The sequence below is a fragment of the Desulfocicer vacuolatum DSM 3385 genome, from assembly GCF_900176365.1.
Classification (GTDB): Bacteria; Desulfobacterota; Desulfobacteria; order Desulfobacterales; family Desulfobacteraceae; genus Desulfocicer; species Desulfocicer vacuolatum.
Window position 1 is genome coordinate 81,926 of the sequence record NZ_FWXY01000006.1, and the last position, 16,373, is coordinate 98,298.

Sequence of the window (16,373 nt, forward strand, 5' to 3'; positions counted from 1 at the left end):
TTGTATGGGGTGTTGTGGGCAGACCGGGGATAAAATAAGGCCTGCCCATGGCGGTTATTTCAGACCGACTTCTTTATAATATTTTAAGGCTCCCGGATGGAAGGGCGCAGACAGGCCCGTGAGCATGGCCTCTTTGGTAAGACCTGCATAGGCGGGATGAAGTTTGGTAAAGGCTTCAAAATTATCAAATACCTCCTTGGTTATGGCATACACCACATCCTCGGATACTGCGGCGGAGGTTACAAAAGTCGCCTTGACGCCAAAGGTGGGGACAGAAGCTTCTTTGTTGGCTGCCCCTGGGTAGTTTTTCATCAGGGTGGCTGCTTTCGCATAGTAGGGAAATTTCGCAAGCAGGCTTTCAACATTTAAAATGGGGATAAATTTAACTTTACGCACACCCGAAGTGGCTTCTTTATAGTATCCGGAAGGGTGACCTACGGTGTAAAAAGCAGCATCAATTCTGCCGTCCTGGATCAGTCCCGGTGCTTCGGCTGCCTTGAGGCTTTCTGGATGAAAATCGGTTTCCCAGTTCAAGCCGTTGGCAGCGAGGGCGTCAATGGCGTTTTGGCGCTGCCCTGAACCAATGTTTCCGATGTTAACCCTTTTTCCCTTAAGATCTGCAAAACTGTTGATGTCGGCATCCACGGCGGCAATGAGGTCAACGGTTTCCGCATGGATGGAGAACACGGCCCGAAGGTCTTTTTGGGGGCCTTTGTCCTTCCAGTCGGCAATGCCCTTTACTGCCTGGTATTGACGATCGGACTGGGCAATGCCGAAATCAAGATCTCCGGATAAAATTGAATTGATATTGAAAACAGACCCGCCGGTGGATTCCACAGTGCATCTGATGCCGTACTCTTTTCTTTTTTTATTGACGATCTTAGCAATGGCTCCGCCGGTGGGATAATATACGCCGGTGATACCACCGGTGCCAATGGTGACAAAGGTGGTTTTTGCATGGCTTTCAGTGATACCGGTTCCCAGAAAAAGAATGGTTGCAAATAAAATGGCGGTGCTTAAAACAAATGCTTTTTTCATTTTGATCTCCCAAGTTAAAAGGTTGTGCATCATTGCATATATAACTGCCATGGGCAGACCTTATTTTGATTTCAGTCTGCCCACAACGACACTTGAAATACTCCCTGGATTTTAAGACCACCCGGGGTAGCCGTAAAAAGCGTAAAGTGCTTTTGACCTTGCTTGAAGGATACAAACAATGGATGCCGTGAACCGGTTTTATAATTGGGGGGTGGATGGCAGGGCAGATCCCTGCCTTTTGTATGATAAAAAACCGGGTAACCGGGCATTTTTTTATGAAACACAGTTTTAATGTACTGCCCGTAAACGTTACAAGTTCAAATTATTTTTGTAAAGAGTTAATTTGTTTTACCTGTACATCAAGTTCCGGGGAGCGGTTTTTTCAGAATAATTCTGGCATCCACCACATCCAGTCCTTCTTCGTAAAGAATCACAGGATTAAGATCCATTTCTTCTATTTCCGGATAGGCTTCAATGAGTTCCGAGCACATGGAAATTAATTTTTTCAATGATTTTTTATCATATCCTTTATGGCCCCGGACACCGTCCAGAAGCACAGAAGATCTTGTATCTTCAATCATTTTTTTACAGGAAGTGGGAGAAACAGGTAACACCCAGAAGGTGACATCTTTCATGATCTCCACCATAATTCCCCCAAGTCCATACATGATCACCGGCCCAAACTGCTCATCAACTTTGGTACCGATAATGATTTCAAGGCCTTTCTGGGCCATGGGGGTGACAAGGACTCCCCGGATATCTGCACCGGAAAGATAGTGTTCTGCATTTTTAATGATTTCCCGGAATGCCTGTTTAACTTCGGTTTCTGTTTTCAGGTTTAGCTTTACGCCGCAGGCGTCGCTTTTGTGGAGAATATCCGGTGAAACAATTTTTAACACCGCCTTTCCGGGAATTTTTTTTGCAATATCCCAGGCCTCTGTTTCATTCTTTGCCACATGTCCCACAGAGGTGGGGGCACCGTGGAGCTTGATGAGTTTTTTGGCTTCGTTTTCCAGGAGTACATGGCGATTTTCTTCCAGGGCTTTTGCAATGATCTGTTGGCCGGTTTTTTTGGCCCGGGCATGCCAGTTAAAGACAAAGTTTGTGACAGCATGGTAGGATTTTAAATAAGCACCGTATTTACAAAGACTGGCCACGCATTTACACGACACATCCAAAGAATCGTGAACCGGTATATTATAATGTCGTAAAAGATCCAGGGCATGGGAATCATAGGCGCTGTACAGAGAATGAACAATAATGGGTTTTTTCTTTTTCTTCACCATGTTTCCCAGCTGATGGGCCGCGGCCTCTTCTCCTATGGCAAGACTTTGTTCAAACCGTATACCATAACCGCCAAAAAGTCCTACAATGAGAAGCCCCCCCACATTGGGATCATTTAAAATAATCTGGGCGCAATCGGCAAACAAGCTGGGATCTGAATCGGTACCCCCTGCCACATCCACGGGGTTCACCACCGAAGCTGCCTGGGGCAGGATGCCACGCAGTTTGTTCCGGGTCTGCTCTGTGAGCTCCGGCAGACTAATTCCGTAATCGGACAAGAGGTCGGCCCCGATGGTGGCATGTCCGCCACCGTCGGCCAGGATGGCAATGGCGTTATTCTTTATGGCCGGCTGGCTGGCCAGGGTATTTGCCACGGGAAACAGTTCATCGGAATTTTCAATGACAATAATTCCGGCCCGTTCATAGGCCGGTTTTGCCACCTCGTTCATGCCAGCCAGGGAGCCGGTGTGGGAGCCTGCTGATTTTTTGCCGGTGGCGGATCGTCCGCTTTTTAACAAAATAATGGGTTTTTCAACACTTGTTTTGTGGGCTTCCTGGAGAAACTTTCGCCCTTCACTCATACCCTCAACATACATGAGGATGGCTTTGGTGTCGGGGTCATTTCTAAAGAATTCAAGGTATTCATGGAATTTTATGTCAGATTCATTGCCCACCCCCACATAATAGGTAAATCCTTCGTGTTTTCTTACGGTGGCTTCGGTGATAAGGGTTAGGGCCATGTTACCGCTCTGGCACACCAGGGCGATTTTCCCCTGGGGAACATTGGGGATCCCCGCAAGGTTCATGTGGGATTTAAGGTTGATAATACCCGAGGTGTTGGGGCCGATGAGGCGAACCCCTGTTTTTTGGGCGGTGTGTATCATTTCCTCTTCCAGGGCTTTTCCCCGGGTGCCAAGCTCCCGGAATCCCCCGGCAATGATGACAGCTCCTGCCACCTTTTTTTTTCCGCATTGTTCTAAAATACCGGGAATGGTGCGGGCCGGCGTGGTGATCAGGGCAAGGTCAACCGGGCCGTCAATCTGGGTGATATCCTTGTAGCAGCAGAGACCTGCAATCATCTCTTCCTTGGGATTAATGGGATATATTTCGCCTTCAAATCCTTCGTTCTGGAGGGCTTTTATGGCTTGAAATCCTCGTTTTGTTTTATTTTTTGAGGCGCCGACAATGGCAACGGATCTGGCATTGAGTACCTTATCAAGCATGGCTGAACTCCCTTGTTATTTTGGCATCTTTCATACAGCTTCAAAAGTAGTTTACACTTTTTCATAAAGTTTTCCCGGAAAATGGGTACATCTGTCTGAAAAATGAAACATGTCGTTATTTTATTCTTTTTTACGTTGCTCGAAATTTGTCAGTGACTGTTCCCGTTCTTTGGTGGACACACAGGCAAGGCAGGCTTCCACCTCATAGTCCATGAGGGCTTCAAGGCCGGTTTCCCCCTGGGCCATGAGCAATCCTTTTTTGATCAATTTTAAAGAAAATGCCGAGTTGGCCACAATTTTTTCGGCCATTTTAAATGCCTCATCCATTAACACTTCAGGGGCAACCGCCAGGTTCACAAGACCGATGCGGGCCGCCTCCTCTCCTGTGATGTTTTCTGCAGTGAAAAGAAGCTCCCGGGCCTTGCCCGGTCCCACCAGGTCCTGAACCAGGCGAAAGGCCCCTCCGGTCACCGAAGAGGTCACCTTTGCCTCGGGGGAACCGATAAGGGCATCTTTTGCTGCAATGCGGATATCGCAGGCCAGGGCAAGTTCGTACCCCGAACCCAGTGCATATCCGTTGATGGCGGCAATGGTGGGTTTTTCAAAACGGATGATTTTCCGGGATGCCTCCTGGAGAGACTCCAGATAAATTCTGTAATCTTCAATGGTTCTGTCCCGGGAATCCTTAAGATCTGCACCGGAGGAAAAGGCACGGCCTTCTCCGGTGAATATCAGTGCCTTGATCTTGCTGTCCTGCTGAACAGCTTCCAGCACCTCCAGCATCTCCAGCCACAATTGACGATTCATGGCATTGAGCACCCGGGGCCTGTTGAGTTTTATCACACCGATGTTTTGTTTTTTTTCGTAAATAATGCATTGATGGGTCATGAAAATCACCTCTTTTTGAAAGGATCTTTTGGGAAATGGCCTTAAAAAAGACCATATCCCGGTGGCGGTGTAAAATCAAACAATAATTTGTAAGAAAATAATTCATATGATCCTAAAAATGGTTGACGGTTTTTGGAGGCATGGCGGCGGATGAAACAATACAGTTAATCCGGGGGGGACGCCAATCATCAAAGGTGGGGTGCGTGGGAGATGATTATCAATTAGGCTACCATACGTGGATAGGATTTTATAGTCCGTAATGTCTTGTAATTAAAGATATTATTTTACCATTAAAATTTTATTGCAAAAATGGTCGACGTTATGATCAAGCCCGATGTGTGGTATGGAATTCAATGTATAAGGAGGGGAAAATAGCGTAAAAGGACTGCTGACACACGCGAATTTCATGCATTTGCGAAGCAGCAGTCCTTTTTTGTCTTGGCCGTGGCACTATGGCGATTATTTTATAACTCAACTTTCGGGCTTCATTTCAAAGCCGGCATTTTTAAATGTACCGATGGGGTCAGTGTGCCGACGGGGTCAGGCTTTTGTTATTGATGTTATCGACCAAGGCCTTTGCCAACGAAAAAAGCCTCGATGATGTCAATAACGAAAGCCTGAGCCCACCACGAAATGCGAACACCGAAAGTTGAATTTATAATCCATTTAGATTTCATCTGATTGTGAAAAATTTTCAACAACCCATGAACAATACTCTCTATCCGAATTATGGGGTGAGTCGCCAAAAATGTCGTTGTCGTGTTAGAGGCCCAGGCGTTTTTTAGCCAGAATTTCTGCGGCTTTCATCAGCGGGTAGGCTGCCGGTGATGCCGTTAACAGAGGCTGGGTGCCAATCTGGGAGGTTAAAATACCATTGACGGTCATGCGGTTCTGAATAATAAAGGCAATGGTGTTAATGAGTTCCCCGGCAGAAGGGCCGCCCACAACTTCACCACCCAGTATGATGCCGGTTTCTTTGCCGGCAATGAGTTTCACCATCTGCGGGTGGGTGTCCGTAAGGGTGCCCGGATGTTTGTCCACGCCCTGGAAACTGGCGGAGATTACATCAAATCCGTCGGATTTGGCCCGTTGTTCCGTTAATCCGGCCACGCCAAAGCCTTGGTTGCCAATGGCTGTGGAAAAGATGGAAATGGTACCGTTAAATGTTTTAACAGCAGACAGTTTAAACAGGTTCATGCCCGCTGTCCGTGCTTCGGCACATGCGGTGGAGGCCAGCATGATATTGCTGGGTTTCCGGGTGATAAAGTCAATCTTTTCTGCACAGTCACCCACGGCAAAGACATCCGGGGTTTCTGTTCGCATGTATTCATCCACCTTGATAAACCCTTCCCGGGTGATGGTGATACCGGCTTCCTTGGCAAGATTTATGTTGGGACGATATCCCATGGACAGAAGCACGGCATCGGCTTCAATGGTTTCTCCATTTTCCAGGCGTACGCCGGTGACAGTATTTTTACCCAGGATTTCCGTAACCCCCATGCCGGTGACGAGTTTTACGCCCCTGGCCTTCATGGCCTCTTCTGTCTTAATGGCAATTTCTTCATCAAAGGCCAATGCCAGGGCATGGGGCAGTTTTTCAATGAGGGTCACATCTTTGCCATTTTGCACCAGCTCATCTGAGACTTCCACTCCGATGAAGCCCGCACCAATGGTGACTATTTTTTTGCACTGGGCAAGTTTGCCCTGCATTTTATCCAGATATACTTTGTCTTTGGGTACGTAAAACACGTTGTCAAGGTGGGTACCGGCAAGCCAGGCGGGCTCCACCGGTGTGGACCCGGTGCCAAGGATTAGTTTGTCATAGGCAATCTCCTGGCCGTCTTTAAGGGTGCATTTTTTTTCTTCGGTGTTGATGGTTGTCACTTCACCAATGGTAAGGTTGACACCGGCATCCTGGAAAACCTTGTCCGTTGGCATGACATTTTTATCGCTGTTCACTCCTGGGCTCACAAAATAGGGAATACCACAGGGCACCAATGTCTGCTTTTCTATGCGGATGATGGTGACATCTTTGTTGGGATTCATGGTTTTTGCCATGGTTGCTGCCACAAATCCGGCGGCACTTGCACCGATTACGAGTATATCTGTTTTTTGCATTGTAACTCCTTTTTTATGATTTCCATGGCGGTTTTATGTGCCATGGTGTCTTTTAAACGTTTTTTTAATATTCAAAGTATTTCATCCTCATCAGCAAACTGTGTGCCAAACCATGTCCGGCGATGGTTTTATGATTTGTTATTGCTTGTTAATATGTTGATAATATTAATTTTTTTTGTTGATTTTGTTTTTAAGAACGCTTTGCTTTTGTGAATGTGTTTGGCTATGATGCATGGAAATTGCTAATTCTTAATGTTTTTTGGGACAGAGTGGTTTAATAAGTGAACGGTGGGTATGTTTAGTTATTGAACACATGTGTGAGAAAAATGGCAGTTCTGCTATTTTTTCTTTTTGAAAAAGGTTTTGATGATTTTGCGTGGTTTTTCATGGGCTCCAAAATTTAAATCCAAAAGCTGTTCTTTGGACACGATTTTGACCGGAACGGTTTCAGGTGTGGTCATGACATATCTCCGGGGCAGATATGCTTTGTCTATTTTGACGATATAATCACCGGGTTTCACATCGCTTAGAACATATTTACCCTTTTGATCGGTGAACGCTTCCTGGACCTCTTTGTCCCCACGTAATAAAATCAATCTGATGGGTGATAATCCTTCCTCGTCATCATTGATGGTGAGATTTTTGTCAACATCATCAAAGACCATACCTTGAATCGTGCCAACCTGTTCCAGGGCGATATCCATGAAAACAGAGTCCCCTTTTTTCAGGTCAATGTTCATTGGCAATGGTGTCACCGGCACAATGCCACTGGAAAGATTTGAGATATCCATATCCAGAACATAGGTGTCCGGCTCTTGCACAGGAAATTCAAAAATACCTTTATCATCGGTATACACATGAATCTTATTCATTGTAATCCTGGTTTTGGGATAAACGCTTTCGTCTGGTCCACGTTTTCCATCACCGTTTTCATCCAGAAAAAGTTGTCCCTTTACACGGCCCTTTGTTTTCATCCATGGAATGGGAGCTGCAAATTCTGATCGCCAGATAAGGCCTATTTTCCATTCTTTATCTTTATCTTCCGTGAGATTGTTACTTTCAAATTTAATATCAAGGGAATTATTTTTACCAATGCCTATTTTTTTACTCAAGGTCAAATCAACATCAAAGGTCTCTTCTCTGGTTGTTTCGTCATTGTCGCATCGGGAGGTCTCATTGGTGTACTCTGCATTGAGATCCAGAAGATTGAACAGGCGACATCCCAATCTGTATTCCATTTTTTCTTTTATTTCAGAAGAGTCTCTATCATCTTCCAGGGATTCGTCTCTGGTATAACCCACTTCCCAGTTAAATTGCTTGAAGTAACCGCTCACTATTACATTGTACTCGCTGGTCCGTGTGCTGTTAGCTCTTAGCTTATCTTTGTCTCTTCCCCATTTCCCCCTGGTGGATAGGGATAAAATCGGGAAGGCTTTGTACATTCCAAGGGAGATGGTCTCCTTTACGTTGTCCCTTCCGGACAGGGGGGTCTCATTATTGTTTTTTTCTTTTTCCAGTTCCCATGTGATATCAAGTGTGGGCCATATGCCATATCTGAACTGTGGTCCACATCTGAGTTTTTCTGTTTTTGTTGTTATGTTTTCAGGATTATTGTCCACATTATCATTATATCTCTGGTAATCCACCCACAAGGTCAGGGGCTCAATGGGCTGATACTGGGAATAAATACCAATGCCTTCTTCATCTGTGATCCCGCCGGGATAATCGGTGCCGCCATGATAGTATTCTGCACTGAAACCCATTGAATTCCAGCTAAAGTCGCTTCTTGTGAACCAGGCAGAGTCCTTTTTTTCCCGGTCACTTATGCCCTCAGACCCATAGGCTATTTCCCCTGAAATTGTCAGTGGTTCAAAAAGTTGATATTCACCTGCAACGCTGTATAAGTGTCGTTTCCAATCATTGTCTTTCCGGGTGGTAAATGTGGATGTGGCTTTGATTTTTCCCCTTTTATTGATTAATCCTATGAGGCTGGCACCCACGGCATAGGCATCCTCTTCCGTGTCATTATCATATTCGTCATTGTCATCTTTTTCGTCCCCATCATCAATAATAATGTCACTGTCATTATCATTGCTGAGGCCTGCCCAGAAAACGGTTTCAAGATGTTTGCTGTAGGTTCTGGTGCTGATGCCCCTTCCTGATAAATCTTCGGTGAGTCTTGTAAAGTCAGCAAATGTATGCCCCATGCTTAGATCCCATTGGTCCTTTTTATTCAGATCAAAACGGTAGTCCTCTTCTGCGCCGTCGTCCTCAAAAAAAGTATTGTTAAAGTATAATCGGGTGGCGTACTCTTCACTTAATTCTCCGGCCATTTCAATTCTTAGCCTTGTTTCCGGCATGGAATTGTTTTGATCATTACTTTGGGAGACTTCTAATTCCATGGACGCCGGTAGTTCCAGATATACTGACCCGTCTTTATCCGGCACGGTGATGGTTTTTAGTCGTATTTTTGCTTCATCAGAAATATCCATGCCCTGTTGAGTTGCTTTCACTGAGACCACCTGGAATGAAAGAACATGCAATTGATCCTGTTGAACCTCTGAAGGTACTTTTAAAATAAGATGAATTTTTTTCTTTTTATATGGACCCAGTGCCACTCTCTTTTCTGATAGTTTAAATTTCCATTTTCTGCTGGAGGTTGCTTTTATTTCAAAAACATCGTTGCTGTTGCCAAGATTTTTAATTTCAAAATCATAATGAACTGTTTCACCGGCCCATACCAGTTCGGGATAGGGGCCTGGTGTCAGGCGCAGACCCAGCATGTCTTTAATATGCAGCCGGGCCGTTGCTGTTGCAGTGACTGCGGCATCTAATTTGGATGTCACCGTAAGCCCAATGGGGTAAGCGATGGTGGATAGTGCTGTGGGGGGAACCGAAACAGTGAGTAGCTTTTTTTTGTGCCCACCGGGTTTTAAGGTAATGGGACCAAGGGAGCTGATGGTACTCCAGCCTTGTGGTAAATGGGGGGATAAAAGAAAGGTATCTTTATTGGTACCGGTATTTGTAATGGTAAAAGCCAGGGTTGTAAATGCTCTGGGTTCAACTGTTCTGGAGGCGGGCGGTGTCACTGTGACACCATGGGGTGCTGCAAAAACAGGTGTTTGAAAAATAAGGATAGCAATTAACAGTGCCGGTTGAATGTATCTGCCCGGCACGATTGTTCTCAGAATTAACGATTTGGGTTCAAAGAGCATTATTTAACTTTCAGTGAAAAAATGAGACCGATATTATAATCAGCCGGAGGGTCGGACCAATCTAACACCATTTTGAGATCAATATATTTTGTGATATCTGTTTTGCCGGATCCCGTGGCCACAAGTTGATTGCCGGTTTTTATTCTCCGGTAGGAATTTTTATTTTCATGATCAAATTTCCATTTTAAGTCGCCGCATTTTTTGCCGTAAGCTCCGGGTGAGAACATGTGGCTGTTTGCTTTTACATAGAGTTCCCATCCCTGACCGTCTCCGGCATAAACCGTTATTTTAAAAGCATTGATATTATTTCTGCGGTCTTTTTCAATATAGCCTCTATTAAGATCTTGTTTTGTGGGGGTGGAAAATCTTGCATAAAAGGTCTGTAAAGAGAGGGTGGGCTCTTCTGCCATGGCATTGTATGAAAAAAGCAACATGGCCAGGAAGAACACAATTGTTTTGATTTGTCTCATCATTCCATCCGTTTTTTTCTTAAGATTTCCCTGTTGGAGGCGTTTTATGAGTTTGAAATAATTTGTTTTCAACGATTAGGAAATCAGATCTTATTGATTTACCATTTACAAAATTCAGACCACCACAATTTTATAAGTGGCACATTGGATAAACGGTAAATTGAAAACTGCTGACTCCCTTGAGTTGTCAGTATTTGATTATGGAACTTTCAATTGAGTTCATTCCAATGTGGAGAGTCTGAATCTCAGATTCAAGCCATAGGTTCCAGGAGCATCTTTTGTCCAACCCACAAGCATTTTATAATCAAGTTTAATTTTTTGCTGATCTGCATACTCTGAGTTGGAATCAACAACTTTTCCGTCTGTGGATATGGTCGTATAATGTGAGTCGTTGGATTTTTTCCATAGAAAGTCCGATAATGGTTTTACATTATTTTTCACTTTTCCCATGTTTGGATCCTCGGATTGGATGGTCAGTTGCCAGGCCACATTGCTGGACACCGTTACCGTGGCCGCATCCCTTGCTTCTAAAAAGCCTTTATCAAGATTTGTGCTGGATACATCGGGGAAAATAAAAGAGCCAGGGCTCAGGTGTATGGACTGAAGCACCGGTATACTCACCCCGGTGGAGGGGGAGGCGGTTTCGTCTGCCTGCAAAATGGATGGTTGGAAGAAAAACAGGGAGGTGATGACAACCATTATTATGAAACAGGTGTTTTGTCTTTTTATTTTCTTCACTGTCTGGACCTTTTTTGTGTGCACTTCATTGGAACGGTTTTTAACTTTTCTATTTTGAGCGTTGAATTTATTCTGGTTATTGAATTTCCATTTCCAGTTCACCGGCGACCAAATCCTCCCCACCGTAGTCAATGACGGTTAAAAGCAGATAATCACCCGGGGGAAGGTCTCCTCCAATGTGTCCATAAACCTGTCTTTGACCTCCGGGATAGACCGTAAAAGGGGCATGGCCAGACTCCAGAGGAACGGTTTTAACTTTTTGGCCATTGTCATCCATAACATCTATGTAGCCGCTGCATTTCAGAAGGCAGTTTCCTTGATTTTTAAAAATTACACCAATGGTGGGCTGACCTCCTGATTGCGGTTTTTTTACGGAAATATCGGTGATGGTCCCTTTTTTATCTTCTGTTCCCGGTACGGTTTCAAGGACACGGATGAGCATATCCTGCATGGCAAATATCTGAAAAGATGTCTTTCCTTGTTGGATGGTTTTACTGAGAGTGGGTTTTGATATCTGTGCAACAAGGATATTTCCCCAATAGGTACCTTTCCCATCCATGGGAATGGTCATGGAAAAATTTATGGTTTGGATGCCATGGGGGGCCAGATTCAGTTTTTTGGGTGAAAACCGTATCCAAGGCGCACAACCGCGCTGGACGGTTCCAGGTTCAACCTGTCTTTCTTCACCATGGAGCGCCTTGATAAAATCCTTTGTGGAGATTTCAAGGGAAATGGGCGTGTTTCCCATATTTTCGACATTCATGGTGCGGGTAATGGTTTCCCCCGGTTTTGCATGGAGGGTGAACTGCATGGGTACAACGGTGTATCCGGCCATGGCAGGTACAGATAGACACAGGAGCATTAATGTCAGTATGAATTTTTTAATAATACATTGATTATTTATCATATTTTTTATCGGCAATTTTTTGAAAAGTCAATACTCGGTATTTGATCATTAGTTCATTTGCCAAGCGTAATCGTTGTTGATAAACTGTACCAGTCTCTTTTGGCAATTGAATTATTTTTTATGGTGCACTTACGGTGTAGGTAACGGTTGTGGTATAGATACCTGGAATGTCTTTGGCAGCATTGAGAAGGACTTTAAAATCTATGTCAGCGGTGCAGCGGTTATCTCCGGTGGAGGTGTTGCTCCAGAGCACCTGGGCAGTTTCACTGAGTGGGGCAAAATTTGTAAATACGTCACTCAGGGTTCCCCCATCTCCTTCTCCTTCGTTAACAACGGTTTTATTTTTTATCTTTAGATGCAAATCTGATGCTGGTTTTACATACCCTTCTATGGGGGTGAAAGAATCGTTTTTTACCAGCACTTTCCATTCTGTATTTGCGGTTACTGTCAATGTGGTGGCACCATTGTTTGTTTCTTTGTAACCCACTGCATAATCCTCGGCAGTAATGCTGGAAAAAAAGTTTGCATACCCTGAGCCGGAAACTTCAACGATTCTTATGATGGGAATGGTACCCCCCACATATTGAAAATCATCTATATCTGTTTCATCCGCCCATGCAATCATGGGTACCCCCCCCATTACCAGAAGGGTTGATAGAAATTTGTAAAGTGTTTTTTTCATGGGATGCTCCTTTTAAATTTATGATAATGCTTTTGAACTATGCATTTGTTTTTACTCTGGGTAATGCTTTGTGAAAAATAATTTCTGTCATGGTAATTTCTACATATCACCCTATGGGCGGGCAGTCCATCAAAGGTATGAGTTTTGTGATTGACGGGTTCTGGTCTGATGTGTTTATATCGTTGATATAAACACATAATTTAAACCCAATCTTCAACAACCAAGGCATGAATCAGCTATTTTAAGGGGAGCTGATGGTATAGGTAATTGTTGCTGCGTAATTCCCTGGAACATCCTTTGAAGGATTGAGGCGTAACCTGTAATCCATTTTGGCCTGGCAATGGTCCCCTCCTTTATTGTTGGCCCAAATAACTTGGTCTTTATTTTTTAACGGGCCGAAATCCACAAAGGCGTCATTAAATGTTCCACCGGAACCATTGTCCTTGGTGAGCAGAACTTTATCTTTGATTTTAATAAAAAAATCACTTGGTGGTTTGGTATAGTTTCCTACTGGTTGAAATTCGGCCCGGGCAGACACCTTCCAGGGGGTGTTGGAGATAACGGTAAGAAGGATTTTACCTGTGTTGGTTTCTTTGAATCCCCGTAAAAAATCGTTAACATCAATGGAAGAAAACAGGTCTGGATAGCCCTCGCCGGAAACATAGACCTTCTGGATGACAGGTATGGCACCCCCCACCTTTTGTATTGTCTGATTGTCTTGTGTGTCATAATCAGCCAGACATATGATTGGCATGGATATGGCTAAGATTATAGTAATTTTCAAAAGATGGTTTTTAATTATCAACATACTAAAACAAATAATGCATAATACATGCCATTTCAGGAAGAATAGAAAATCTTTAGTCCTTGCTTGTACATGGTTTAGGGACTGATTTTTTATTGTAATCGGGGGCGTATGCAGAGATATGTTTTTTTAAAAGAAATAAAGTAACTTGTACGCAGTATGAAGAAACTCAATTGGCGGTAGTGGGTTTGACCATTTGACCATAAAATCGGCCACTTTGGTTTGGGGGTAGGCTTGAATGTCACGTTTTCATTTTTCGGGGCTGAGCATAAGCTGGGGCCCCGTACGAGAGATAAAAGCTTGTTTGTTGCAACCTACCGTAATGATTGAGTTTGATTATTGCCATTAAAAACCCATCATAAAATGGCCGACCTTATTGAAGAAGCCCCATTTTTCAGGTTGGAACGTCAGCTTTATGATTTATAGCGATATGTTTTTCGGCATTTTAGAGATATGTTATTGAGGAAGTCAGAAATTATTGTTTTACCATTTCACAAGATCTGGCCGTTATATTCCATGGATAAAACCCAGGATAAAGGGGGCTATTGAAAATTGCTGACTCTCTGATATGTAAACGGGAACGTGTAAGATGCGGTTATCTGACCTCAAATTCCAGTTCTCCAGCAATTAAATTATCACCGTCATAATCAATAACTGCAAGCGCAACATAATTTCCAGGTGATATTTTTTCTGTAATTTGAGTTAATATATTTTTTTTGCTTTCAGGGTACACCGTAAATTTTTTGTTTTTGCCTAATGGTATTTCTCTAATGGTTTCACCCTCTTCATTTTTAAGTTCAATACGTCCACTGCATCGCAGGATGGTGTTCCCAGTATTGTCAAACTCAACATTAATACTGGGTGACTTATCTTGGGATGCTGGTATTATTTGCATATCTGTAATACCACCATTATTAACGTTGTTTACAGGCACATCAACATGTACCCTTACTTTCCAGCGTTGTATTATTCCAATAACCATCTGGACCTCGCCCTTTTTTAATGTACGGGGTTTAGGATCACAAGTTTGAGTTGCAAAAACGTCGCACCAATAGCTACCGCTGGCGTTTTTTGGCACTGAAATGGTGACGCGAGCTTGATTTTTATCACCAGGATTTAATTCAAATTCTTTTTGCAACGCGATCCAACTGGAACAACTACGATTAACCTCACCAGGTGATAGCTCTATATCTTTGCCATTTGGATTGATTTTGAAATCTTTTATAAACGTCTTGACGGTAATTGGGGAATTACCGATGCTGGTGATCGTGATGTGCTGGGTGGCTGTTTCCCCTGGCTTGATTTTAAAATCAAGGCGCAGAGGAGATGTAACAAAACTTGCGTTGACCAAAGGGGACCATATGTTGATTGCTATAAACAATAAAAAAAATATTGTGTTTTTGGGCATGATTTAGCTCCTTTTCTATCTACGATTAATCTGGACTTCATTCGCACCTCTGAGCAGTCTATAGGCCATTTTAGTGATGATGGGCTTTGTAAATACTAAAAAAATATTGGAAGAAGTGTAAATATATAAAAAAGGTCCATACTCAACTCCATTTAATTTTACCTACCATATGCAAGTACCTTTTTCAATTTGTTTAGGGCTGTGTCATGCGTTTTACCATGTGGGGTCTGGCTTATGCAGAAGTTTTCAACGCCTTGGGATCATATATTGTAAGTTCGTATTAACCCGGGGTAATAACAGGTTATAGACAGTATTTTTTTGTTTTATGACAAAAAAAGAGGAAGCTTTTAAAGCTTCCTCTTTTTTAAGCTATCTTTTATTGACTTTAAATATCAGCAGTTGCATCTTCTGCAAATGTCAGGGTGATTGTGTTTCCATAGGTTCCCGTGACGGTTGTCTTATAATCAATGAGAACTTTTGCATCCACGCTAAATTGTGCGTTTTCTACACCGCTCACATGACCTGTAGTATAACTACCACCTGTAAGGATTTGAGCGTCTGAATTAGTAATTGTTGTATATTGCGAACCAAAAGTTCCTGTTGTTGCCAGTATTCCCGTTCCTGTTTCGCCACCTGCATCGACTGTTACTTTTATCGAGAGGCCTGTATTGGTTGTGTCATCTTTATATTTTGCATCAGTATGGGTTCTATTATATGTGTTAGGAAGAGTCCAATTATCCATTTTGGCAGAAATTTTAAATTTTCCATTAACATCCAAGTCTGTGCAGGCGATGAAGTCTAGTTGTGTCATTTCATCTTGTCTTAGATTCTCTACACTAATTGCTTGAAACGGTGTCCATGCTGTCGCCTCAGTAATTGTCCAATCCGCTGTAAACGTTACCGCACCCCCCACGGTATTTGTTGTTGAACTTGGTTCTGCTGCCATAATTTGAGTTGCCATGCAGATCGTTCCAACGGTCATAATCATTGCCATTAATGCTGTAAATCTCTTTTTCATGTTGTGCCTCCTTACTTCTGCTGTTTGAATTGCTATCTTTAAATTGTATTAAAATATAATCGGTTCTTTTAACTTTCCGGTGTTGGTGTATTTTCATGTTATGTCATTTTTTGTTCTTGCTTATGTTATTTAGCAGCAACCGTGCCATCCTTGGTAAATTTCCATATAAAAAAAATGTTTTTATTCAAACATAGAGTCACAGCGCTTATCACAGCTTTTTTATTAGGATTTTGTCATACTGATTTCTCAACTACCTTAGAGTTGTATATGAAATCTCAAAATGGTTTATTCACAATCACCCTGCAAAGTGTTTAAAATTCAACCTCAAAGAGGGGTGATGGGCTTTATCTGTTGCTAACCAATTGATATTAAATATAAAAATCATAGAAATTTGATTGTGTTCAAATTTCAACACGGTAAGTTGAATCGACCGGAATAAGGGACGTTTATGGAATTGGGCATGTTGTGAGATGGGATAATGATAGATAATAACGGTGGGATAGGCTGCTTGAAATTCTGTAGTATGATTTTTTGTGATTTGAATTCAGGGTGTGTGATTTTTGCACACACCGGGGAATA

At 43.1% G+C, this 16,373-nt stretch carries 12 protein-coding genes; all 12 read right to left on the minus strand.

Going from position 1 to position 16,373, the window contains the following annotated elements; all coding sequences use genetic code 11:
- Positions 1–54: 54 nt before the first annotated feature.
- Complete coding sequence (locus tag B9A32_RS07115; RefSeq protein WP_084068222.1) at positions 55–1,038, minus strand: TAXI family TRAP transporter solute-binding subunit; 984 nt, start codon at positions 1,036–1,038, stop codon at positions 55–57.
- Between the two features lie 359 nt (positions 1,039–1,397).
- Complete coding sequence (locus B9A32_RS07120) at positions 1,398–3,545, minus strand: acetate--CoA ligase family protein (protein ID WP_084067950.1); 2,148 nt, start codon at positions 3,543–3,545, stop codon at positions 1,398–1,400.
- 120 nt (positions 3,546–3,665) lie between these two features.
- A complete protein-coding gene (locus B9A32_RS07125; RefSeq protein ID WP_084067953.1) occupies positions 3,666–4,433 on the minus strand; it encodes an enoyl-CoA hydratase/isomerase family protein in 768 nt (255 codons plus the stop codon).
- 762 nt (positions 4,434–5,195) lie between these two features.
- On the minus strand, positions 5,196–6,551 hold the full coding sequence (locus B9A32_RS07130) for an FAD-dependent oxidoreductase (protein WP_084067955.1): 1,356 nt from the start codon (positions 6,549–6,551) through the stop codon (positions 5,196–5,198).
- 338 nt (positions 6,552–6,889) lie between these two features.
- The gene (locus tag B9A32_RS07140; protein WP_084067960.1) at positions 6,890–9,766 is read right to left on the minus strand and encodes an SdrD B-like domain-containing protein; all 2,877 of its coding nucleotides are present in this window, start codon (positions 9,764–9,766) and stop codon (positions 6,890–6,892) included.
- Positions 9,766–10,239, minus strand: coding sequence for a hypothetical protein (locus B9A32_RS07145; protein WP_139795744.1), 474 nt, complete (start codon positions 10,237–10,239; stop codon positions 9,766–9,768). The genes B9A32_RS07140 and B9A32_RS07145 overlap by 1 nt, the downstream gene beginning before the upstream one ends.
- A gap of 216 nt (positions 10,240–10,455) precedes the next feature.
- The gene (locus B9A32_RS07150; protein WP_212637846.1) at positions 10,456–10,935 is read right to left on the minus strand and encodes a hypothetical protein; all 480 of its coding nucleotides are present in this window, start codon (positions 10,933–10,935) and stop codon (positions 10,456–10,458) included.
- A 115-nt stretch (positions 10,936–11,050) separates the two neighbouring features.
- On the minus strand, positions 11,051–11,881 hold the full coding sequence (locus B9A32_RS07155) for a fimbrial biogenesis chaperone (protein WP_139795745.1): 831 nt from the start codon (positions 11,879–11,881) through the stop codon (positions 11,051–11,053).
- 118 nt (positions 11,882–11,999) lie between these two features.
- Positions 12,000–12,563, minus strand: a complete 564-nt coding sequence (locus B9A32_RS07160) for a hypothetical protein (RefSeq protein WP_084067970.1) — start codon at positions 12,561–12,563, stop codon at positions 12,000–12,002.
- Between the two features lie 241 nt (positions 12,564–12,804).
- Positions 12,805–13,317: a hypothetical protein gene (locus B9A32_RS07165; RefSeq protein ID WP_139795746.1), complete on the minus strand. Its 513-nt coding sequence runs from the start codon at positions 13,315–13,317 to the stop codon at positions 12,805–12,807.
- A gap of 646 nt (positions 13,318–13,963) precedes the next feature.
- Positions 13,964–14,776 carry a fimbrial biogenesis chaperone gene (locus B9A32_RS07170; RefSeq protein WP_084067975.1) on the minus strand — a complete coding sequence of 271 codons (813 nt, stop codon included), beginning with the start codon at positions 14,774–14,776 and terminating at the stop codon, positions 13,964–13,966.
- 385 nt (positions 14,777–15,161) lie between these two features.
- Positions 15,162–15,794 carry a hypothetical protein gene (locus B9A32_RS07175; protein WP_084067978.1) on the minus strand — a complete coding sequence of 211 codons (633 nt, stop codon included), beginning with the start codon at positions 15,792–15,794 and terminating at the stop codon, positions 15,162–15,164.
- Between the last annotated feature and the right edge of the window lie 579 nt (positions 15,795–16,373).

Coding starts and splice junctions, on each gene's coding strand:
- B9A32_RS07130 (WP_084067955.1), bottom strand. CDS start 6,551: ATGCAAAAAACAGATATACTCGTAATCGGTGCAAGTGCCGCCGGATTT.
- B9A32_RS07170 (WP_084067975.1), bottom strand. CDS start 14,776: ATGCCCAAAAACACAATATTTTTTTTATTGTTTATAGCAATCAACATA.
- B9A32_RS07140 (WP_084067960.1), bottom strand. CDS start 9,766: ATGCTCTTTGAACCCAAATCGTTAATTCTGAGAACAATCGTGCCGGGC.
- B9A32_RS07175 (WP_084067978.1), bottom strand. CDS start 15,794: ATGAAAAAGAGATTTACAGCATTAATGGCAATGATTATGACCGTTGGA.
- B9A32_RS07155 (WP_139795745.1), bottom strand. CDS start 11,881: ATGATAAATAATCAATGTATTATTAAAAAATTCATACTGACATTAATG.
- B9A32_RS07125 (WP_084067953.1), bottom strand. CDS start 4,433: ATGACCCATCAATGCATTATTTACGAAAAAAAACAAAACATCGGTGTG.
- B9A32_RS07160 (WP_084067970.1), bottom strand. CDS start 12,563: ATGAAAAAAACACTTTACAAATTTCTATCAACCCTTCTGGTAATGGGG.
- B9A32_RS07115 (WP_084068222.1), bottom strand. CDS start 1,038: ATGAAAAAAGCATTTGTTTTAAGCACCGCCATTTTATTTGCAACCATT.
- B9A32_RS07150 (WP_212637846.1), bottom strand. CDS start 10,935: ATGGTTGTCATCACCTCCCTGTTTTTCTTCCAACCATCCATTTTGCAG.
- B9A32_RS07165 (WP_139795746.1), bottom strand. CDS start 13,317: ATGCCAATCATATGTCTGGCTGATTATGACACACAAGACAATCAGACA.
- B9A32_RS07120 (WP_084067950.1), bottom strand. CDS start 3,545: ATGCTTGATAAGGTACTCAATGCCAGATCCGTTGCCATTGTCGGCGCC.
- B9A32_RS07145 (WP_139795744.1), bottom strand. CDS start 10,239: ATGATGAGACAAATCAAAACAATTGTGTTCTTCCTGGCCATGTTGCTT.